We start from the raw sequence: 22554 nt of genomic DNA on the forward strand, positions 1-22554 counted from the left end.
CTATCTTCGTTTTTCTTAATAAATATGCTGTTTAAAATTATATGTAATAATGAGAAAAACGTCAAGCTTACACTGTTTCTTCTTTTTTCAACAGCTCATCTACTTCGTCTTCTAACTCAATTAGTTTATCCCAATCATCGTTGTTTAGCATTTCAAGCTGTGTCTCTAATAACATACGGAAACGAGTTCGGAATACTTTCGCTTGTTTCTTTAGCTCTTCAATATCAAAAGCAACTTTTCTTGATTTTACTAAAGCTTCGTTAATGATACGATCTGCATTTTTTTCAGCTTCACGTACGATTAATTTCGCTTCTTTTTGTGCATTACGTTTTACTTCTTCCGCTGCTTCTTGTGCAACAACGATAGATTTGTTTAACGTATCTTCAATGTTAGAAAAATGATCTAACTTTCCTTCTAATTGCGCAACTTTTTCTTCTAAAGCTTTTTTCTCACGAATGACTAATTCATAATCTTTGATAATTTGATCAAGAAACTCATTTACTTGATCTTCATCATAGCCACGGAATCCGCGACCAAATTCTTTGTTATGAATATCTAATGGTGTTAACGGCACAACGCCACCTCCAAGTAGTTATCTAAATTTCCTCTTTCAATTATATCTTTTCTTCGACAAAATAGGAGGATTTCCTTCTAAAAAACCAATCATTTTAGTATACCATACAAAATTCTCCATTTGTCGCGTTTTGTTCTACCTTCTACAGAAAACAATTTACTTCGCCCATATCCTCTCACCGAAAACACATCTCCTGGATAACATTCATAAGAAGTTTGCTCTACTGTTTTCCAATTGACTTTTACTAAACCATTTTTTATGAAAGGTTGCACTTTCTGTCTGGATATATGTAACATTTCAGCCAACATAACATCTAAGCGAAGTGAAGAAACCGTTCCAGATTTCTCTCCCCACGTTTCATGAGTCTGTAGAATTTGTTCTCCTTGTACTGCTGATAAGGAGACTTTTACTTTCCCTATTGCTTGTAAGTTCATCTCAATGTAAGATACGATTTCTTTCGCAACTACAATTTGGGCACGATTTTCTTGAAGCAAAATATCACCACATTTTTCTCTCGTTAAACCAAGTGACATAAATGTACCTAATATTTGCCTATGTTCTAGCGTATAAAACTTGGAAGGATAGTCAATTTCTAATACTTCTACTTGAAATTCTTCTTCATTTAATTCTAGATAGTCTGGATAAATAAGTGCTCTTCTACGCTCTGCGTAAGGCGTTGCACCATCAAATTGCACAGCAACATCTCCTTGTCCAATTACCATAGAAACAATTTGTTGCTGTCTTGGATCAAGGAAATCTGTTAGTTTCACTTGATGGTACTCTGCTGCTCGCTTCCACTCTAGCACTTTATCTACAAAGACCTCTTCATCAGGTCTGAAATGTTCGTAAATGCTCATGTATTTAGCCTCTTATTACAAGAAATAGCTGAACAAACTGAACAAACCACTTTTAGCAAGTTTTAACGCAAAAATCGCAACGAGTGGAGAGATATCAATCATACCAAACGGCGGAATAAATCTGCGAAATGGTTCTAAATACGGTTCACAAATACGTGCAAGAAAATCTCCAAAAGTTGATTCCTTTGCACCAGGAAACCATGATAGGAGGATGTAAATGATAAGTGCCCACGAGTAAATCTCGATAGCAGTAAGTAAAACATTTAAAACGGTTGTCATGGCGTATTACCACCTCTTTATATTTGTTTCTTCTTCTTCGCCGAATAATTCTGAAATTGCACCAACAATATCTACATTTTCAGGTGTACACATAAATGTTTTCGGACCTATTTTTTGAATGTCCCCGCCTATAGCGTATACAGTACCACTTAAAAAGTCAACGATACGTACTGCTTGATCAGTAGACATTCTTTGCAAATTAATTACAACAGCTCGTCTACCTTTCAAATGGTCCGCAATACCTTGCGCTTCCGAATACGTGCGTGGTTCTAATAAAACAACTTTTGAAGATTGCTTTGCCGTTTCAATGCTCACAACATTTTGTTTCGGTTGTGCTTTCGGAAACGTAACATCTTGTTGTTCCGGCGGATCTTGCTGCTTCTTCATATCCGTTTGCTCCTTTTCATAGCTATATTGAGCTGCTTCTTTTTCTTCTGGTGTATCAAAAAAGAAGTATTTTACTTTTGACCAACTCATAATAAGATTCTCCTTCCTTTTACGCTTTTCCTACTAAAATCGTTCCCAAACGAATATATGTAGCACCTTCTTCAATTGCAATCGTGTAATCATTGGACATTCCCATTGATAATTCTTTACATGGCGCATGTAATAGATTTAGCTCCTGCACCTCTATTTGTAGCTTGCGCAAGTCCTTAAAGCAGCGACGAACTTCTTCCTCTTCTTCTGTAAATGGCGCCATCGTCATTAGTCCAACCACTTCAATCTTATCCAATTCTTGCAAACTTTGAATAAAAGAAACTGTTTCTTCTATTGCCAATCCTTGCTTTGATTCTTCAGATGAGGTTTTCACTTGAATAAAGCATTTCACTTTCTTATCAGCACGTTTCTGAATTTCTTTGGCCAGAGAAAGACGATCTAACGAATGTAAATAATCAATTTCATTAATGATTTCTTTTACTTTTCTCGTTTGTAATGAGCCAATAAAGTGCCAATTAACTTTTGAGCCAAAATGCTCGTATTTCTGTAAGAAACCTTCATTTCTATTTTCACCTAAATCGATAATTCCAGCTTCCATTACTTCGTTTGTTTTTTCAATCCCTACAGTTTTTGTAACTGCAACAAGTTTAATATCTTGCAACGAACGTCCAGCTCGTGTGCAAGATTCTTTAATAGCTTCGTTTACAATTATTAAATTTTCTTGTACTGTCACTTGTTTTCTTCCTCCTTAAAACCTATGAAACTCAACATTCTCCCTGTCTTCCCTTGATCACGACGATGAGAGAAAAATAGTTGTTCTTCACAGCTTGTACAAAGAGATGACATTACAATATGCTCTTCTTTTATGCCTGCTTGTACACATAATATACGATTAATTTCTTTTAAATTAATTGCGTACTGTCCATCAGAAATTTTTTTATATGGGACAGAACCGTTTACTACTTGCTGTGCCGCTGTTAACACTCTATCATCAACAACATAACAACAAGATCCGATTGCCGGTCCAATTGCAACATGAATTTCATCACTTGAAATCCCTTCTGCACTCCATTTTTGAATCATTTCATTTGCAATCTCTTTTACAGTCCCTTTCCACCCAGCATGCGCAAGTCCTATCATACCATGTGATGGTGCATAAAAATAGAGTGGGACACAATCCGCGTAACAAGACGTTAAAAGAACATCGTTATTAGTCGTATAAATGCCATCTGTTTTTGAAATGCCATCCTCATATGAATAGACGCCACTTCCTTTTTCTTGTTGTCCTACTTTTTCAACCTGGTGATCATGAACTTGTTCAGAGCAAATCCAGTTTTCCAATGGTTTTTGTAACTTATTTGCTAAAATGCGTCTGTTTTCATGAACGTTCTCCACGATATCATTCACATGTAATCCTAAATTCATCGCATGAAAGGAGCCCGTACTTATCCCACCATCTTTTGTCGTAAATCCAGCAGTAATGTTTCCAAGTTCTTTCCACGCTTGTAAATACAGTATACCGTCCACATATTTAAATGGTTCTCTCATAAAGCGGCTCCTTTTTAATTAAAATAACAGAAAAAAGCATGGTACTTCCTGTCTATTTTACCATACTTTTATTTTTTCATAATACCAACAGAAAAAAAAGAGGAATTTGTAATATTCTTTATGAAATTGTCGTTGTTTGTATTGATTCTGTTACAGAATTAACAGGATTTACTCTTACAAGTATGACATCTTCCCCGATTTTCATAACTTCCTCCCAAGGAACTATAATTTCTACGTCTTTCCCAAAAATCCCAAGCATACGTGCCTGTTTGGAAATAATAATAGAGCAAATCTTCCCTGTATCGATATCAATCTCAATATCTCCAATATTTCCAAGCCTTTTCCCATCTGAAATATTTATAACATCCTTCATCTGTAACTCTGAAATCCGTATCACTCTCATCCTCTCCCTTATATGGCGAATTGGAAGTACACAGACTACTGTATTTCATATTAACAGGAAGTAACCGCTACTAAGGTTCATATTATTTTCATTATATGAACACGACCTCATTGCTATGAACGCAAACTATAATAGTACATATAAAAAGGCCTCACCATAAATGGTGAGACCTTATCCTTGAATCGTTTTATTCATTTGTTTAATAGCCGATTTCTCTAAGCGTGATACTTGAGCTTGAGAAATCCCGATTTCTTCTGCAACTTCCATTTGTGTTTTTCCTTGAAAGAACCGTTTTCGAATAATCATCTTTTCACGATCATTTAAACGCTTCATGCCTTCTTTCAGCGCTAACTCTTCAACCCACTGCTCGTCCTTTTGTTTTTCATCACTTAATTGATCCATAACAAAGATAGGATCTCCCCCATCGTTATAAATCGGCTCAAATAATGACACTGGATCTTGAATCGCATCTAAAGCAAATACAATCTCTTCGTGAGTCACTTCTAGCACTTTTGCAATATCCATTGCTGTTGGTTCTTTTGAATTTTCTGCGATCAATTTTTCTCTTACTTGCAACGCTTTATACGCAATATCTCGTAACGAGCGAGATACGCGAATCGGATTGTTGTCACGCAAATATCTGCGTATTTCTCCAATAATCATCGGCACAGCATACGTTGAAAATTTTACATTTTGGCCTAAATCAAAGTTATCAATGGATTTCATAAGTCCGATGCAACCAACTTGAAATAAATCGTCAACATATTCTCCTCTGTTATTAAATCTTTGGATGACGCTCAATACAAGACGTAAGTTTCCATTCACTAATTTCTCTCTTGCGCTTATCTCTCCACTTTGCATTTCACGAAATAATTTACGCATTTCTTCATTTTTTAGTACTGGAAGTTTTGCTGTATCAACACCGCAAATTTCTACTTTGTTTCTCGTCAAAGTGTTCCCTCCTATCGGGAGTTGCTGTACAGTGTAAAGTATTTCCTTTGAAGGGGATTTTATGCATGTGGTTTTCTCTTCATTTTTCATTTTAATTCCCCCTTCTTCTACAACTAAACAGAATAAGACCAGCCTACATAAAGGCTGGTCTTATTCTTTACACCATTTTATTAAATTCTTTTCGTAACCTTTTTATGATTCTTTTTTCTAAACGTGAAATGTATGACTGTGAAATCCCAAGCATATCCGCCACATCTTTTTGCGTCTTTTCCTCTTCTCCAGCAAGCCCAAATCGAAGCTCCATAATTTGTTTTTCCCGATCATTTAATTGGTGCAATGCTTTCATTAGAAGATGACGATCTACAGTAGCCTCTAAATCTTTTGTAATAATATCATCATCTGTACCTAATACATCTGATAACAACAGTTCATTCCCATCCCAATCAATGTTAAGCGGTTCATCAAAAGACACTTCCGAACGATTTTTATTATTTCGGCGCAAATGCATTAAAATCTCATTTTCTATACAACGAGATGCATATGTTGCTAATTTTATTTTCTTTTCTGGATTAAATGTATTTACCGCTTTAATAAGGCCAATTGTTCCTATACTGATTAAATCTTCAATATTTATCCCTGTATTTTCAAATTTCCTTGCTATATATACAACTAGCCGTAAGTTGCGTTCAATAAGTAATGACCTTGCCGCTTGATCGCCTTTTGGCAATTTATTCAAAAGAACTTCTTCTTCTTCTTTCGTTAACGGCGGTGGCAACGCTTCACTTCCACCAATATAATAAATTTCATCGGTCTTAATTCCTAGTTTCAGCAATACTTTATACCAAAGGTATACTAAATAAAATTTTAATTTCATCATATTATCCCGCCTCTCATAATTAAGCAATTACCATTTTTTGCGAAATCAACATTTTTGGATGTACAATGCATTGATACTCTCCGTTGGTAGACAGTTGTTGTGTATTTAACCCAATCAATACTTTGTTTACAACGATTGAACTACCTTCATGATCAACTTGCACACTATCAGGCTTAATTGCCCACAAAAATTGACTCTCTACTCCTACTGCTCGGAAAGGAATTAAGCGTAATTTTGTCGCCCATCCAGAATCTTTTTCTGGTATTTGAGGAATTTCTGTTTTGGAATAAATTTGTTCTGTTAACCAAGATGGCAAACAATGTTCTAATGATGAAATATGCATAATCATTACGGGTGTTTTTGTTAACGGGTCGTAAAGTTGATTCCCACTGTCAATTAAACCTGCTAGTTCCAATTCTTCTTCAGCTAATTGAATTTTCACTTTCACGATTTGGTCATAGTGTATTTTCGTGATTTCTACGCTTTCAATACGCTTTTTAGAAAAATAATAAATTACTGGAAAACCTAAAATAACAAACAACCAACTAATTGGATCACCGTAAGAAATCGATTGAGATTGAACCAATCCATTTACCATCTCATTCGTTTGCAAAAAGAAATGAGTTCCCATTAATCCTCCACCAACCATAAAAGTGACAAAGTAAAAAGTAAAAACAGTTTGTGTATAATTTCTAAACGTTGTAAACCCAAAGGCTGTATACACAATAAGTAACGAGTACAGTAGTTTCATAATCGGATGTGTCATCATAGAAGCAAAAGGAGTAAAGGCAAAAATAACAATGGTGGAACCTATAAATGCCCCTAACACAAGCCTCCATCTTTTGATCTTCTTTTTTAACACGGTAGCTGTTAATAAAAGTAAAAGAAAATCAATGCAGGCGTTTAACAACCAAACAACGTCGGCGTAAACAACCAAACAATTCACCTCTTTTTTTAAGTTGAGACTAGTATAATGCATATCCAATGGGAAAGTGTGTCAATTTGCGGAGGTGTTTTTTTGTTATTTTGTGATTTCTAGACATAATCTGTCGGTAAAAAATAAAAGTATAGTTTCATAGAATGATATGTTTTTATTTTTTACCGACAGATGGGCTGAACTATATGTAACGAAAATTAAAAATCCTGTACTACAACTTTAACGCGCAATTTTAATCAGTAGAATCGGTTCCTTTTAACCCACATAAACCGAGCTTTTACGGGCCGTTAATGCGAGATAAATTTAAATATACAAAATAAAAAAAGACCTGCTTAGCAGGTCTTTTCCATTCAGAAACAAAAAAGGAGCATGAATGCCCCTTTTTTTATCGTCTACGACGGTTACGTAAAAATGCTGGAATATCGATATCATCTGAATCTGAATGACGCTCATGTACAACCGGCTCTTCACGCTTCATTTCACGTTTTACTTCACGTTGTTTTGAAGGCTGAGCTACTGGTTGTTGCTGTTGTTGCGCGTGATTCGCATTCGGACGAATCATTGGTTTTGGTGGTTGAGTTGCAATACTATCATCAAAACCAGTTGCAATTACAGTTACAATGATATCATCTTTTAATCCTTCATTAATAACAGAACCGAAGATCATATTTACTTCTGGATCCGAAGCTGAAGCTACAATGTCTGCTGCTTCTTGTACTTCGTATAAGCTTAAGTTAGCTCCACCCGTAATATTCATAATAACACCTTGAGCTCCATCAATAGATGTTTCTAGTAATGGACTAGAAATCGCTTTTTTCGCAGCTTCAGCAGCACGATTTTCCCCATTACCAGAACCGATACCCATTAAAGCAGAACCTCTATTAGACATAATTGTTTTTACGTCTGCGAAGTCTAAGTTAATTAGACCTGGTGTAGCAATTAAATCAGAAATACCTTGTACACCTTGACGTAATACGTTATCTGCTTCACGGAACGCTTCTAACATTGGCGTATTTTTATCAACAATCTCTAATAAGCGATCGTTTGGAATTACAATAAGTGTATCTACATTTTCTTTAAATGCCGCAATACCAGACGCAGCTTGTGTTGCACGCTTACGTCCTTCAAACGTAAATGGACGTGTTACAACACCAACTGTTAATGCACCTAGTTCTTTTGCAACTTGAGCAACAACTGGAGCTGCACCAGTTCCAGTTCCGCCGCCCATACCAGCAGTTACGAATACCATATCTGCACCACGAAGTGCTTCTTGGATCTGTTCTTTACTTTCTTCTGCCGCTTTTTTCCCTACTTCAGGGTTTGCGCCTGCACCAAGTCCACGCGTTAATTTTCCACCAATTTGCATTTTTGTTTCAGCTTTTGATAGATTTAACGCTTGTGCATCAGTATTCACAGCGATAAAGTCAACACCTTGTACACCGTGCTCAATCATACGGTTTACAGCATTGTTTCCGCCACCGCCGACACCGATAACTTTTATATTCGCTAATTGATCTTGAGTAGTATCAAACTCTAACATGTCGAAATCCCCCTAGAACCTCATTTTTCGTGTCCAATTTTAATCCCATAAATAACGGAATACACGTTTTACTTTTGACATCATACGGTCATCATTTTGATTATTATTGTTTTGATTACGGGTTTTTTGTTTCGCAGGTTGTTGTTGTACCGGCATTGGTGCTGGTGCTGGTACTGGTTCAAAATGTTCTTGCTTTTCCTGCACATTTTTCCCACGTAATTTAGCTTTTTGATATGAATGTTTAATTAATCCAACTCCACTTGTATATTGGGGCTCACGCACACCAATATAGTCAGGAGTTGCTACACGAACATTTTCATGTAAAATATCATATGCAAGATCAAGAACACCTGGCATAGAAGCTATTCCACCAGTTAGTACATACCCAGAAGCTACTTGCTTTACTCCTAACTTACGTACTTCATCTTGAACAAACATTAAAATTTCCTCTACACGAGCCTCGATAATATCCGATAACTCCAACTGAGAATATTGTTCTGTTTGATCGCTTCCCATAATAGGAACCGTAAACATTTCTTCTTCCGATGCTGTATCATAAAAAGCATGTCCATATTTCAACTTAATTTGATCTGCATTTTCTGTTGAAGTTTTCAACCCAATCGCAATATCCTTCGTTATATGGTCTCCACCTAATGGTAATACGCTTGTCGCTTGTAACTCTCCATCTTTAAAAATAGATAAAGTCGTAGATCCTCCCCCCATATCAACAAGGGCTACTCCTCTATTTTTTTCATCCGAAGATATAGCAACTGTTGCAGCCGCTAAAGGTTGAAGACAAATATCAACAATTTCAAGACCTGCTTTTTCTACACAACGAAGTAAGTTATGTAGTAAGGTTCTCGATCCTGTAATAAGTGTACCTTCCATTTCTAATCTTACACCGATCATTCCACGTGGATCGTTAATCTCGTCAAGACCGTCTACGATGAACTGTCGAGGTACCACATCAATAAACTCACGTTCTGGAGCAATTGACACAACTTGTGCTGCATCTAGAACGCGTAAGACATCTTCATTCCCGATTTCACGATCTTCATTTGAAACAGCGACTACTCCATGACAAGGAAGTAGCTGTACCTGGTTTGCATTGACACCTACTACAACTTGCTCAATGTGGATTCCCACCATGCGCTCAGCTTGTTCAATTGCTTTTTTAATTGATCGAACAGTCTCATCTATATCGACTATCGATCCCTTCTTTAAACCATTCGATTTTACATTTCCAACACCAATAATGTTTAAGCTGTCATTAACCATTTCACCAATGATGACTTTAACATTGGATGTACCGATGTCAAGACTAACATATATTTCATTGCTGTTCATTCTTTGGCACCTCCTTCTTTATTTATACCATACAACTCAATATATGGAACAACAATCGCAACTTTACTATTTATAAGAAAAATATTCAACGTCTTTATACGTTTCCCTTTTTTAACCCTATATTTTTCTTATTTTTATTTAACATTCATTTAAGAATATCGCAGTAACCTGTGAAGAACTGCTTATCTTGAAATAATTTTATTTCAAGTGTAAAAATTACCGCCAAGTATAAGTCTACACTAAGATGTACTCATAGAAAAGTGAAACTTGTACCAATCCTAGTATGAATCTAAGAATTTTTACATATTTTTCATCAAATGAACCATTCTAGTAAATTCGTATGCATATGATAGAACATTCGTTTCTCTTTTTTCTATATTAATGCAGTGAATACTACCGTTCTATTCTTTTTTTTCTTCTACACCTAACTCTTTCGTATATGCACCTACTTCTAAGTCAATTAACACCTTCTTACCTGGCTCAATTGTTTTTAAAATAAGTGGATAAGTTTCCATACGCTTTGCGAAATTTTGAATCGTAGTGCTCACTTCATATCCTTCATTCATATATAAAGTAAGATGGTCTTCATTCGCATTCGTCGGTGAATAACGAATTTCAGAAATAGACCTTAAAATAGTCGGAGTTAACTTTTCTAGTTCAGCAATTAGTCCCTTCATTTTCTCCTCTTTAAAAGGTTCAAAAATTGGTGCTGCAACAGGAAGTTTTCCATTCGGGAGTACATCAAGTGTTTTCCCATTTTCTAATAACGGTTGTAATTTTCCATCTTTGTTTATATAACCAATCGTTACATATTCTTTAATATGAACATCAATTTTGTTTGGAAAACGTTTTTTTACATTTACTGCTTTAATTTCTTTTCGTTTCGTTAAATTTTCTTCCGCTTTATGTGCTGTCACTCGGAAATAACTTGTATCATATGTCACACCTGATTCCTTCATTACTTGGTCATCTGTCATATAATGATTTCCATACACACTTATCTTTTTTATATTACTAAGCGGAGACCGAAAATAAATTAAAAAGAGTACTAATAAAAATAAAATTGATATGTATAAAATCAACCGATGATTAACATTTTTTTTGTTTTTTTTCTTTTGATTTTTTAATTTTGGTACACGATCTTGTAGTTTAATCACTTTACTATTTTTCATGTACGATCCCCCTATGTAACATAAAGAACGGCATGTTCCTCATGCCGTTCTTATCTTCTTATTATAACATAAATGATAATGAGCGGAATGAATAACCGTTATCTTCCAATGATTTCTACTTCTGTGTGCATTTCTACACCAAATTTATCCTTAATTGTATGCTTTATTAATGAAATCAAATCTAATACATCTTGCGCTGAGGCTCCCCCAGTATTAATAATAAAATTCCCATGCATTTCAGAAATTTGAGCTCCACCTATTTGATAGCCACGAAGCCCAGCTTTCTCTACTAAATCTCCTGCAAAATACGGGATTGGATTCCGAAACACACTTCCAGCACAAGGATGATTCCACGGTTGTGTTTCACGGCGGTAATCTTTATTCTTTTGCATGTTTCTTACGATTTTCTCACGCTCTCCTACCTGTAATTGAAACTCCGCCTCCAAAACAATACCAGGACGTTTCGTTTGCAATACAGATGTACGATATGAAAACTCCATTCCTCTATTCGTTAACCATTCAATTGTTCCGTTTTCAAATAGAATTAGAGCCTTTGACAATATGTTTGATATGTCTGATTTATGTGCTCCAGCATTCATATACACTGCACCACCGACACTCCCTGGAATACCACTTGCAAATTCCAATCCAGCCAACCCTTGGCGACTAAGTAATGTTGACAATTTAATAAGGGGATATCCGCCACCAACTCTTACCCTATGTTTTTCGACCTCTAAGTGGTCTAATCCTTCTCCTAAACGAATAACAACGCCTTCTATCCCTTTATCAGATACAAGAAGGTTTGAACCTCGACCAATTACAGTCCACTTTATTTTATATTTCTTTACTAACTGCAATATTTTCTCAATACCGGCAACATGCTTTGGCACAATTAAAATATCAGCTGGTCCACCTATCTTCATAGTTGTATAACGTGCTAACGGCTCGTTAACTAACACGCGACCAACATTTGCTTCTATAAGCTCATTTACTAATTGTTCCATAGACGCTCTCCCCCAATATTAAGTTTCCTTATTACAGTAATATGCAGGGCGTTCACCTAACGTTATTTTTTCACAAGCTTATTCATTACTCCATACAACTTATTTGCTGCATCAGGAATACCTAGTTGCTTAGCAGCTAGCTTCATATTTTGTAATGTTTGTGTATCTAATAAAATCTCATCAATATCACGAATAAGCGTTTCAGCTGTTAATTCTTTTTCAAGTAACATTTTCGCCGCTCCTTTATCAACAACTGAAAGTGCATTCTTCTCCTGATGGTTATTTGTTACGTACGGACTCGGAATTAACACACTCGGCTTACCTAATGCTGTTAATTCTGCAAGTGTTGTTGCTCCGGCTCTTGAAACAACAAGATCAACGCCAGTTAGTACCTCTGGCATATTATGAATGAAAGGTTTAATAATAACATTATTCGGATTGCCTTTTTCCTTCACAGCATCCATCACTTTGTCATAATGCACTTCACCTGTTACGTACAATACTTCGTAACTTTTATTTCCAAACTGTTCAATTGCTTCTACGAAAGCATCGTTAATCGGTCTAGCTCCGCGACTTCCCCCAAAAATAAGTACGGACTTTTTAGGAAGAGATAGACCAACTGAACGTTTCCCTTTCATTCCGTTTTGATCCATTACCTCTGATGCTCGCGGATTACCTGTCATTACCACTTTTGACTGTGGAAAATGTTCTGTAGCTGCTTCAAAACAAACCGCAACTTTATCAACGTAACGACTTAAAAATTTATTCGTTACACCTGGTACACTATTTTGTTCATGTACAATAGTTGGAATACCTAGTTTTGCTGCCGCATATACAACAGGTCCACATACGTATCCACCCGTTCCAATCACTATATCCGGATTAAAACGACGAATATATCGTTTACTATCTTGTACACCCTTTAGAAAACGCATAACCGTTTTCACATTATCTAACGATATTTTTCGTTTAAATCCACTTATAACAATAGATTGGAACGGAATACCAGCTTTTGGAACGATGGTACTCTCTAATCCATTTTCTGTACCAATGTATAAAAATCTTGCTTCCGGATTTAATTTTTTTATTTCTCTAATTAAAGCAAGAGCTGGATAAATATGGCCTCCAGTACCCCCACCACTTACTAATACTCGCACTACTAATTCCTCCACTTCCCTGTTCTTATTCAATTGTATTTATTTCCATATACATATTGTATTTTCCACACATACGAAAAACCCTGTCTTTTAAACAGGGTTTAATAGCGAGAATGGCGACTTATATTCAATAATACACCTACTGCCATTAACATTAAGGTCAAACTTGATCCACCATAACTTAAAAATGGCAAAGTAATACCCGTAACAGGCATTAGTCCCGTTACAACACCAACATTAATCATTACTTGAATCGCAATCATCGCCACAATACCTACTGCTAAAAACGTACCATATAAATCTGGCGCTCCTAATGCTATACGAATCCCGCGCCATAGTAATAGACTAAATAATAATAACACAAATGAACCGCCAATAAAACCTAATTCCTCGGATAAAATTGCAAATATAAAGTCTGTTTGTGGTTCAGGTAAATAAAGAAATTTTTGTCTACTTTGCCCAAGTCCAAGCCCAAATAAACCACCAGGTCCAATTGCGAGTAACGATTGAATAATTTGAAATCCACTTCCGAGCGGATCTGACCACGGATCTAAATATGATGTGATGCGTTTCATTCGATATGGTGCTGATGCAATTAACCCTACAAATCCTGCTACACCAAGCAAACCAAACATTGCAAAATGAAAGACCCTTGCTCCCGAGATAAATATCATAATAATACATGTCCCAACCATTACCGTTCCCGTACCAAGATCTGGCTGTAACATAATCATCCCAAAAGCAAGAAATACAAAACTAAGAGCAGGTAGTAATCCACGTTTAAACGATGTAATTAACTTTTGTCGTTCCGCTAAAAATTTCGCTAAAAAAATAATCATCGCGAATTTCATAAACTCTGACGGTTGAATGGAAAATGCACCGATTCCAATCCAACTTCGTGCTCCCCCACGGACAAGACCTACTCCTGGAATTAGAACGAGAATGAGAAGAACGAAACAAACTAGCAAAATTACTTTTGAATATGTCCGCCACACCCAATAATCAATTTTCATGATAAAAAACATAGCCACTACACCAATACTCGCAAACAACAATTGTCTTTTTGCAAAAAAGAATGAATCACCCATTTTATAAGAGGCCCAAACCGCACTCGCACTATAAACCATAATCATTCCGATTGTTAACAACGCAAGTGTAACGATAATAAGAATATAATCAGGCGTCTTCTTCATTAGCCATGAACACCACCTCTTTAGGCAGAATCTTTTGCCCTATGTAACAAAACATCAGCAGGTGTTAGCCTACTGATGTTTTGATTTACTTTATATAAGTTTATGCACAGCTTGTATAAAAATGTCTCCTCTTTCTTCAAATGTTTTAAATTGATCCCAGCTTGCACATGCTGGGGAAAGAAGAATTACATCGCCCTCCGTAGAATGAGCGTAAGCTTTCACTACTGCTTCATCTAAAGTGTCGACACTTTCAATTATATCTAATCCCACTTTTTCTGCTGCTCTTACTAATTTTGGTGCTGTTTGTCCAAATGTTACAAGCGCTTTTACATTTTTGAAATATGGAATTAAATCATCGAATTCATTTCCACGATCAAGCCCACCTGCTAATAACACAATTGGTTGTGTAAACGCAGATAAAGCTTTCTCAGTCGCTAACATATTCGTCGCTTTTGAGTCATTATAAAACTTACGGTTGTTAATAGTTGTTACATATTCTAATCGATGTTTTACACCTGTAAAACGTTTTAACACAACCGTAATAGCTTCATTAGAAACACCTAATAGTTTCGCAATACTCATCGCAGCTAAAATATTCTCTAAATTATGCTGACCAGGTAAAACAATATCGCTTACTTCAACAACTTTTTCACCTTTGAAATAAAGAGCGTTATCCTTTATACACGCACCATCTTCATTTTCTTTCGCTGTCGAGAATAGTATTTTTTGACCTTTACTATAAGCAGATAAAGCCATCACATCTGCATCATCTGCATTTATTACACTATAATCGTTTTCTGTTTGGTTTTTAAAAATATTAGCTTTTGCTAAACCATATTCTTTTTTCGTCCCATGATAATCTAAGTGGGCCTCAAATAAGTTTAAAAACACAGCGATTTTAGGCTGGAAAGATTCTACTCCCATCAGTTGGAACGATGAAAGTTCTGTAACTACAACTTCATTCTCTTTTGCATCCTGTGCTACTTCACAAGCTACAGTGCCTATGTTCCCTGCAATAATAGGATGCTTTCGTCCTTCTTTTAGCATTTCAAACGTAAGCATTGTCGTCGTCGTTTTACCGTTAGACCCCGTAATGCCAACAAATGGCGCTTCTGAAATACGGTATGCTAATTCAACTTCCGTAACGATTGGAATCTGCTTTTCTTTCGCAGCAACTAATATTGGGTTAGAATACGGAATCCCTGGATTTTTTACTACAAGAGAAATATTTCTCTCTAATAATTCCAAAGGATGCCCCCCGCATACAACGTCCATTCCTTTTGCTTGTAATTCTGCAGCAAGCGTATTTTCTGCTAAAGGCTTTCCGTCATTTACAATAACATTTGCCCCTAATTTTTGTAACAAGGTAGCTGCTGCATAACCACTTTTTGCAATGCCTAATACAAGAATATTTTTATTTTGAAATTCAGTTACAGTTTTCAATTACATCCACACCCCGATATAAATTCCTAACATAGCTAATAAAAATCCTACAGACCAAAACGTCACAACGACGCGCCATTCTGACCAACCACATAATTCATAATGATGGTGTAATGGACTCATTTTAAAGACACGCTTTCCGGTTGTTTTAAACGAAATGACTTGAATAATAACAGATAAAGTTTCCATTACGAATACTCCACCAATAATTACAAGTAACAATTCTTGTTTTAGTAAAATTGCTACAGCTGCGATCGCTCCACCTAAAGCTAAGGAACCCGTATCTCCCATAAATACTTTCGCTGGATTCGCATTGAATACTAAAAATCCAAGTACAGCTCCTACAACTGCCATACAGAATATTGCTACTCCGAATTGCTCTTGTGCCACAGCAATAATACTAAACGCTCCAAATGCAATAGCGGCTGTTCCCGATAATAAACCATCTAAACCATCAGTTAAGTTAACTGCATTCGACCCACCAATAAGCATAAATAATACAAGAACAAAATACGCCCAGCTTAGTTCAAACTTAACATCCGTCCCTGGAATCATAATGTATGTGTGAAATGCTTGCCCTTTTCCAATTAAAAAGAACGCAATTGCAATAATAAGCTGTCCTAGTAATTTTTGTTTCGATGTTAAACCAAGATTTCTTTTCTTAACTACCTTTATGTAGTCATCTAAAAAACCAATTAATCCATAACCAAATGTCACCAATAATAGTAACGAAACCTCTGCACCTAAATGATTAAACTTAATTGCCATAATTAAGGTCGTTACCATCATAGATACATATATGACAATACCGCCCATCGTTGGTGTCCCTGATTTTTTTTGATGTGACTTCGGTCCCTCATCACGAATACTCTGTCCGAACTTTAATTTTCTTAAAAATGGAATAAACAGTGGCGAAAGGGCAACAGAAATTAAGAATGCTACCCCTGCCGTTACTAATAAACCTTGCTCAAGCACATGTAGTCCTCCTCTCACGTTGTTACTCTTCGTTGTTTAGACGCCCTGTAATTGCTTCTTTAGCAACTTCACGATCGTCAAAATGATGAACTTCTTTACCAATAATTTGATACGTTTCATGCCCTTTACCAGCAATAATAATAATATCTTCTGCTTTGGCTTTCGAAATAGCATAACGTATCGCTTCTTTTCGATCAACAATTACTTCATAATTATTCCCTTTTGCATCTTTTATCATATCATCTAGAATAGCCACTGGATCTTCGCTTCTTGGATTGTCTGATGTATAAATCGCTTGAGTTGCATATTCTACCGCGACACTTGCCATCACTGGCCTTTTCGTGCGATCTCTATCACCACCACAACCAACGATACAATACACATCACCGTTCGCAAACTGTTTCGCTGTTTTTAGAACGTTCTCTAAGCTATCAGGTGTATGTGCATAATCCACAATAACTGTGTAATTTTGTCCTCCATCAACAACTTCAAAACGTCCAGGCACACCAGCAAGCTCTTTAATTACATCAATAATTGTTTGTAAGCTTACGCCCGAAACAAGCCCTGCTGCTGTAGCAGCCAACACATTGTATACATTAAACTTACCAATTAATTTCATCGTAACATCTACACTTTCATACGGTGTTACAAGTGTAAATGTCGTACCACCGCTCGTCATAACGATATCTTTAGCCATAATGTCACTTGAAACATCTATACCGTAAGTTACAACAGTTGCCGCTGTGCTTCTCATATACTCTTCCGTAACTGGATCATCGCTGTTCAATACAGCGTATTTTTTACGATTATGATTATAACTATTGCCAAGCTGTGCAAAAAGCAAGCCCTTCGCATGTTTATATTCTTCCATCGTTTTATGATAGTCTAAATGATCTTGTGTTAAATTCGTAAATACTGCAACATCATAATCGCATCCGTGTACACGCCCAAGATCTAAAGCATGAGACGAAACTTCCATTACTGTGCTATCTACACCTTGTTCAACCATTTTTGAAAACGTCTGTTGAAGTGTTAGTGCATCTGGTGTTGTATTTTTCACCTCAAATGTTTCATCACCGATTTTCATATTAATCGTTCCAATTAGCCCTGTTTTGTGACCATGTGCGCGCATAATTTCATCCATAATATGCGATGTTGTTGTCTTTCCATTTGTACCTGTAATACCGATTAAATGTAACTTGTGTGTTGGTTGACCATAAAAATAATCAGCTAAAACCGCTAACGAACGAAAAGTATTTTTCACAAGTACAACTGGAACGTCAACATCAATTGGTCTTTCCGCAACAATAGCAGCCGCTCCTTGTGCCGCTGCTTGCTTAGCAAAATTATGGCTATCAACCGTATACCCTTTCATACATACAAATAAGCTTCCTTCTTTCACTTTACGTGAATCAGCTTCAATAGATGTGATTTCTGGATTTTCTTTTGGAACAACTGGAAAATCATGCAAACATGATACAAGTGTATGCAACTTCATTTCACTAAACCCTCTCTACATTGTTTATTTATCTCTTTTTTAGTAAGCAACACATTACCTCCTAGTTAATTTAAATAGGAGGTACGTGCTACTATCGTCTAATACATAGACCTATTTATTAATGAGACACTTCCTGTCTCAAATTAAGTAACTCTTCTATAAAGAACTCACTTCCACCAATTGTACCATAAAACACATTATGTTACCTTTAATTCCCGAAGTAAATTCTAATTTTTGAGCCTTCTTTTACCTTGGCCCCAGCTTCTGGTGATTGTTTAATTACTTTCTCTCCATCTCCGCTTATATCTAGCTTCAAATCAACAAGTTGAGTTTGTAAATCTTTCTTTTTCATGCCAATTAAATTCGGAACTTCAACAGTTGGTGTGTCGCCCCATTTATATTCTTTCTCAACTTGTTCTTTTCTAGGTTTCACTCCCATAACAGGAAGTGCATCCCGAAGAATATTCCCAACAATTGGAGCCGCTACTACTCCACCAAATTGAGTGACTCCTTTTGGATTATCGACAGCTACATAAACAACAATTTGCGGATCATCCGCTGGAGCAAAACCAATAAAAGATACGATATAGTTATTCTCTAAATATTTACCATCTTTCACCTTTTGAGCAGTACCTGTTTTTCCACCTACACGATATCCGTCAATAAACGCACCTTTACCAGATCCCTTCGCTACAACATTCTCTAATGCATAACGAACTTTTTCTGAAGTTTCCTCGGAAATAACTTTCCTTTTATCAACAGGTGTTTTTTTACTAACAACTTGATTATTTTTTGGATCAATAAATTCCTTAGCTATATATGGTTGGTATAACGTTCCACCATTTACAGCCGCTGCTACAGCTGCTACTTGTTGAATTGGTGTAACAGAAACACCCTGCCCAAATGAAGTTGTTGCTTGCTCAACTGGACCAACTTTATCTAAATTAAATAAAATCCCACTACCTTCACCTTGCAAGTCGATTCCAGTCTTCTGTCCAAAGCCGAAGTTGCGAATGTATTTAAACAATCTGTCTTTACCAAGACGATCACCAAGTTCAATAAACCCTGGGTTACACGAGTTTTGAACGACTTCTAAAAACGTCTGGCTACCATGACCTCCAGCTTTCCAACATTTTAATCTGGCCCCACCAACTTCAGCTGCTCCATCATCATAAAACGTATCTTTCTCTAAGTCTACTAAATTTTCATTCAAAGCGGCCGCTAACGTAATGATCTTAAATGTTGAACCAGGCTCATACGTACTCCATACAGGTAAATTTCTATTATACACTTCTGGAGAAACACTTTGAAAATCTGCTGGATCAAAACTCGGTCGACTCGACATGCCTAAAATCTCACCATTTTTTGGATTCATTGCAATTGCAATCATACCGTCGGGATTATATGTTGACTCTGCGATATTCATTTCTCTTTCCATAATTCTCGTAATACGCGCATCAATTGTTAAGCCTAAGTTCAATCCAGCTTCTGGTTTTTTGAAATCATCACCAATATTAGGCATTCTTTGTCCTTTCGCATCTGCAAAAAAACGGACATGACCTTTATCACCATTCAGCTCTTTATCATAATATTTTTCTAACCCCATAAGACCTTGATTATCACTACCTGCAAACCCTAATACGTGTGATAAAAAATTCCCAAATGGATAGTACCGGATAGAATCCTCTGCAATATAAACTCCCTTTAAACTTAATCCTCGTACCTCTTTCGCTTTGTCATGCGATATTTTCCTGCCACCCTTATCTAATCTTACAATTGATTCCTTTTTTGTAACCCTCTTATAAATCTCGTCTTTTTCCACACCTAATACTGCAGCTAACTTCTCTGCAGTCTCTGCTGGTTTTTCAATTTGCCTCGGTACTACAAATACCGTTGGGGCACTTTTATTTGTGGCAAGTTCCACACCGTTTCGGTCTAAAATTTTCCCTCTTTCAGGCTCAAAAGTAATATTACGACTCCACGAATCTTTCGCGCGATCCGTTAACATATTCCCAAGAAAAAACTGTACATATCCAAGACGAATATCGATGATAGTGAAAATAAGTATACCTGATATAAGTATAAAAATAAGTCTTTTTCTAACCGTTACATTTGATACACGCATATTGGAACAAGCCTCCCTTACGCCTAGCTTGTTCCAATATATGCTTGTACTTATTTAATTAGAACTCCTTGCTTCTTACCATTATGGTTTTTCTGCTTCTTGTTGCGGTTCAAGTGGTGGCACTAGTGTTACACCTAATTCTGTACCCGGTTGCAGTAACGTTCCTTCTGCTACACTTTGTTCAGTTACGTATCCGGTACCAGAAGGTTTTAAGTTAAGCTGTAATGTTTTCGCCAAATTCATAACATCACGCAGTGCCCACCCTTGTATATTTGGCATTGTTGGCTTATCTCCCACTAAGAAGACTCGATCGCCTTTTAATGTTTGTTCAGTTGCTTTCGGTACTTGTTGCTGCACTTTTCCTTCACCTAGTATGATTGGACGGAGTTTTGCTTTTTCAATCGCTTTCCCCGCTTCAGCCATCGTTTTACCAGTTACATCCGGAACAGCAGTTTGTTGCTCTTTTAAATGTTTCTTCGGATCTTTCACTTCATTTGGCTTTATCTTTAAATACTCTAAACTATTTTTTGTTACATATTTAAAAATATCAGCTAACGGCTGTGCACCGTTCTCATCATCTTTCAATTTCGGCTGTTTAACAGCTACATACACAACAAGTTGCGGATCGTCCATCGGCGCCATCCCTAAGAATGAGAATATATAATTCTCTCTCCCTGTCATATAGCCACCTTTTCCATCCGGAATTTGCGCTGTCCCTGTTTTACCACCGACTGAATATCCATCGACTTTATAAGCAGTTCCTGTTCCTTTCGGAGATGTAACAACACGTTCTAACAACTGTCTTACTTGCGCTGCTGTTTCTTTTGTAACAGGCTTTCCTACTTCTTCTGGTTTATGCTCTAATTTTACTTCCCCTGTTATCGGATCTACAATTTTGTCAATCGCATATGGTTTCATCATTTTCCCATCATTTGCAATTGACGTTGCAGCTTGTACAAGCTGAATTGGCGTTACAGTAGAACCTTGTCCAAAAGTCGTTGTTACTTGCTGTATTTGCTGATCAAATAAAATTGTATTAGAACCTTCACCAGGTAAATCAATATTTGTTTTCTCATCTAGCCCAAAAGCATTAATATATTTACGGAAACGTTCTGGACCAAGTTTTTGATCACCTAAAATAGCAAACGCTACGTTTGAAGATCGCTCTACCCCTTCATCGAAGGTAATAGAGCCCCAGCCAGCACCGCCATTATGATCTTTTATTTTCCGGTTTCCAACTTGATATGTACCAGACTGATAATAATCTTGTCCTTTGTACACACCTTCATTAATAGCTGCCGCTAATGTGAAAATTTTCATTGTTGACCCCGGTTCAAATGCATTTGAAATCGCATCATTGAAGAAATATTTAATTTGACGATCATTAGGATCATAACTAGGTTTAGTAGACATCGCTAATATTTTTCCAGTTTTCGGATCCGCAACAATCCCTATTAAACTTTCTGGATCATATTGTTTACTCGCCGCTTTCATCGCATCTTCTAAATAACTTTGAACCCGTTGATCCATTGTTAAATACACGTTATCTCCATTTTTTGGTGCCTCTACGTTCACTTTGCCACCATCAAGAGATACACCTTTACGATCGCCTGTATATGCTACCTTTCCGTTAGAAGCGCTTAAATATTTATCCAAACTTTTTTCTAAGCCAAATTGTCCTACCGAAGTTCCCTTTTCATTTGGTTTCGCATGACCTATGACGTAAGACGCAAAATCACCGTTTGGATACACTCTTGCATTTTCTGTAATAAAAGATATTCCCGGCAAATTCAATGCCTCTATTTGTTTCTTCTGTTCTCTCGTCAAATCCTTGCCTAGTGTTCCAAATTCGACTTGACTTCTGCCTTCCTTATTTAATGCAGCTAAAATATCCTCTTCGCCTTTTCCTAGTACTCCCGCAATTTTCTTTGCAGTATCCTCTTTATTCTCAACAGGTTTCGCACCTTTTAATTCAGCTACAAGTTTATAAGAGTTTGCATCTTGCGCTAACACATGACCATTTTGGTCATAAATCGTTCCTCGATTCGCTTCGAGAACTCCTGTTTTACTATGTTTTTGCCTAGCAAGTTCATCCAAATCCTGATTATGCACTGTTCCTGTCGCTTGTATGTAAAAAAATCGGGCTAATAACAGCAAAAAGAGCAGGAGGAAAAATATCATAAAATAACCTGCTCCTTTATTGGTATGAAATTTAGTCATATTTTTCTTCATCTTT

General features: G+C 36.5%; 21 protein-coding genes and 1 other annotated feature (1 of these 22 running past the window's edge). All 21 genes read right to left on the reverse strand.

Translation table 11 applies throughout. The features are described 5' to 3' along the window. Positions 1–16, reverse strand: a binding site (T-box leader); it reaches 209 nt to the left of the window's first position. Between the two features lie 51 nt (positions 17–67). Further along, positions 68–574 (reverse strand): septum site-determining protein DivIVA, encoded by a 507-nt coding sequence (divIVA, locus tag G9F74_RS01230; protein WP_001131611.1) that lies wholly within the window; start codon positions 572–574, stop codon positions 68–70. Positions 575–663: 89 nt separating this feature from the next. Next, positions 664–1431 (reverse strand): YlmH family RNA-binding protein, encoded by a 768-nt coding sequence (locus G9F74_RS01235; protein ID WP_000029703.1) that lies wholly within the window; start codon positions 1429–1431, stop codon positions 664–666. A gap of 15 nt (positions 1432–1446) precedes the next feature. Then, positions 1447–1710, reverse strand: coding sequence for a YggT family protein (locus tag G9F74_RS01240; RefSeq protein ID WP_000214326.1), 264 nt, complete (start codon positions 1708–1710; stop codon positions 1447–1449). Positions 1711–1716: 6 nt separating this feature from the next. Further along, the gene (locus G9F74_RS01245; RefSeq protein ID WP_000119137.1) at positions 1717–2187 is read right to left on the reverse strand and encodes a cell division protein SepF; all 471 of its coding nucleotides are present in this window, start codon (positions 2185–2187) and stop codon (positions 1717–1719) included. 19 nt (positions 2188–2206) lie between these two features. Further along, the gene (locus G9F74_RS01250; protein WP_000218001.1) at positions 2207–2881 is read right to left on the reverse strand and encodes a YggS family pyridoxal phosphate-dependent enzyme; all 675 of its coding nucleotides are present in this window, start codon (positions 2879–2881) and stop codon (positions 2207–2209) included. Further along, a complete protein-coding gene (gene pgeF / locus G9F74_RS01255; protein ID WP_001209014.1) occupies positions 2878–3696 on the reverse strand; it encodes a peptidoglycan editing factor PgeF in 819 nt (272 codons plus the stop codon). The genes G9F74_RS01250 and pgeF overlap by 4 nt, the downstream gene beginning before the upstream one ends. A gap of 118 nt (positions 3697–3814) precedes the next feature. Further along, complete coding sequence (locus G9F74_RS01260) at positions 3815–4099, reverse strand: YlmC/YmxH family sporulation protein (protein ID WP_033657297.1); 285 nt, start codon at positions 4097–4099, stop codon at positions 3815–3817. A gap of 171 nt (positions 4100–4270) precedes the next feature. Beyond that, positions 4271–5050: an RNA polymerase sporulation sigma factor SigG gene (sigG, locus tag G9F74_RS01265; protein WP_000197755.1), complete on the reverse strand. Its 780-nt coding sequence runs from the start codon at positions 5048–5050 to the stop codon at positions 4271–4273. A 157-nt stretch (positions 5051–5207) separates the two neighbouring features. Beyond that, on the reverse strand, positions 5208–5927 hold the full coding sequence (sigE, locus tag G9F74_RS01270) for an RNA polymerase sporulation sigma factor SigE (RefSeq protein ID WP_000976947.1): 720 nt from the start codon (positions 5925–5927) through the stop codon (positions 5208–5210). 19 nt (positions 5928–5946) lie between these two features. After that, entirely contained in the window at positions 5947–6864 is a 918-nt protein-coding gene (spoIIGA, locus tag G9F74_RS01275) for a sigma-E processing peptidase SpoIIGA (RefSeq protein WP_000261990.1), read from the reverse strand. A 385-nt stretch (positions 6865–7249) separates the two neighbouring features. After that, positions 7250–8404, reverse strand: a complete 1155-nt coding sequence (gene ftsZ, locus G9F74_RS01280; protein ID WP_000888976.1) for a cell division protein FtsZ — start codon at positions 8402–8404, stop codon at positions 7250–7252. Between the two features lie 39 nt (positions 8405–8443). Beyond that, entirely contained in the window at positions 8444–9751 is a 1308-nt protein-coding gene (gene ftsA / locus G9F74_RS01285; RefSeq protein ID WP_001087556.1) for a cell division protein FtsA, read from the reverse strand. Positions 9752–10152: 401 nt separating this feature from the next. Next, positions 10153–10923, reverse strand: coding sequence for a cell division protein DivIB (gene divIB / locus G9F74_RS01290; protein WP_000798216.1), 771 nt, complete (start codon positions 10921–10923; stop codon positions 10153–10155). Positions 10924–11021: 98 nt separating this feature from the next. After that, positions 11022–11927, reverse strand: a complete 906-nt coding sequence (gene murB, locus G9F74_RS01295) for a UDP-N-acetylmuramate dehydrogenase (protein WP_000437054.1) — start codon at positions 11925–11927, stop codon at positions 11022–11024. A 62-nt stretch (positions 11928–11989) separates the two neighbouring features. Beyond that, positions 11990–13084 (reverse strand): undecaprenyldiphospho-muramoylpentapeptide beta-N-acetylglucosaminyltransferase, encoded by a 1095-nt coding sequence (murG, locus tag G9F74_RS01300; protein WP_001265419.1) that lies wholly within the window; start codon positions 13082–13084, stop codon positions 11990–11992. A gap of 101 nt (positions 13085–13185) precedes the next feature. Beyond that, a complete protein-coding gene (gene spoVE / locus G9F74_RS01305) occupies positions 13186–14277 on the reverse strand; it encodes a stage V sporulation protein E (protein WP_000753526.1) in 1092 nt (363 codons plus the stop codon). 90 nt (positions 14278–14367) lie between these two features. Further along, complete coding sequence (gene murD, locus G9F74_RS01310; protein ID WP_000860109.1) at positions 14368–15720, reverse strand: UDP-N-acetylmuramoyl-L-alanine--D-glutamate ligase; 1353 nt, start codon at positions 15718–15720, stop codon at positions 14368–14370. Beyond that, positions 15721–16695 (reverse strand): phospho-N-acetylmuramoyl-pentapeptide-transferase, encoded by a 975-nt coding sequence (gene mraY / locus G9F74_RS01315; protein WP_000893065.1) that lies wholly within the window; start codon positions 16693–16695, stop codon positions 15721–15723. Between the two features lie 22 nt (positions 16696–16717). Further along, entirely contained in the window at positions 16718–18193 is a 1476-nt protein-coding gene (locus G9F74_RS01320) for a UDP-N-acetylmuramoyl-L-alanyl-D-glutamate--2,6-diaminopimelate ligase (RefSeq protein WP_000766323.1), read from the reverse strand. A gap of 208 nt (positions 18194–18401) precedes the next feature. After that, complete coding sequence (locus G9F74_RS01325; RefSeq protein ID WP_001266240.1) at positions 18402–20318, reverse strand: stage V sporulation protein D; 1917 nt, start codon at positions 20316–20318, stop codon at positions 18402–18404. A gap of 81 nt (positions 20319–20399) precedes the next feature. Beyond that, entirely contained in the window at positions 20400–22550 is a 2151-nt protein-coding gene (locus G9F74_RS01330; RefSeq protein ID WP_080119737.1) for a penicillin-binding protein, read from the reverse strand. Positions 22551–22554 lie beyond the last annotated feature (4 nt).

The sequence above is a fragment of the Bacillus sp. EKM202B genome (assembly GCF_011066025.1).
Classification (GTDB): domain Bacteria; phylum Bacillota; class Bacilli; order Bacillales; family Bacillaceae_G; genus Bacillus_A; species Bacillus_A toyonensis.

Coding starts and splice junctions, on each gene's coding strand:
- G9F74_RS01240 (WP_000214326.1), bottom strand. CDS start 1,710: ATGACAACCGTTTTAAATGTTTTACTTACTGCTATCGAGATTTACTCG.
- G9F74_RS01260 (WP_033657297.1), bottom strand. CDS start 4,099: ATGAGAGTGATACGGATTTCAGAGTTACAGATGAAGGATGTTATAAAT.
- G9F74_RS01235 (WP_000029703.1), bottom strand. CDS start 1,431: ATGAGCATTTACGAACATTTCAGACCTGATGAAGAGGTCTTTGTAGAT.
- sigE (WP_000976947.1), bottom strand. CDS start 5,927: ATGATGAAATTAAAATTTTATTTAGTATACCTTTGGTATAAAGTATTG.
- murB (WP_000437054.1), bottom strand. CDS start 11,927: ATGGAACAATTAGTAAATGAGCTTATAGAAGCAAATGTTGGTCGCGTG.
- spoVE (WP_000753526.1), bottom strand. CDS start 14,277: ATGAAGAAGACGCCTGATTATATTCTTATTATCGTTACACTTGCGTTG.
- G9F74_RS01330 (WP_080119737.1), bottom strand. CDS start 22,550: ATGAAGAAAAATATGACTAAATTTCATACCAATAAAGGAGCAGGTTAT.
- ftsZ (WP_000888976.1), bottom strand. CDS start 8,404: ATGTTAGAGTTTGATACTACTCAAGATCAATTAGCGAATATAAAAGTT.
- pgeF (WP_001209014.1), bottom strand. CDS start 3,696: ATGAGAGAACCATTTAAATATGTGGACGGTATACTGTATTTACAAGCG.
- G9F74_RS01325 (WP_001266240.1), bottom strand. CDS start 20,318: ATGCGTGTATCAAATGTAACGGTTAGAAAAAGACTTATTTTTATACTT.
- G9F74_RS01245 (WP_000119137.1), bottom strand. CDS start 2,187: ATGAGTTGGTCAAAAGTAAAATACTTCTTTTTTGATACACCAGAAGAA.
- G9F74_RS01320 (WP_000766323.1), bottom strand. CDS start 18,193: ATGAAGTTGCATACACTTGTATCATGTTTGCATGATTTTCCAGTTGTT.
- ftsA (WP_001087556.1), bottom strand. CDS start 9,751: ATGAACAGCAATGAAATATATGTTAGTCTTGACATCGGTACATCCAAT.
- divIB (WP_000798216.1), bottom strand. CDS start 10,923: ATGAAAAATAGTAAAGTGATTAAACTACAAGATCGTGTACCAAAATTA.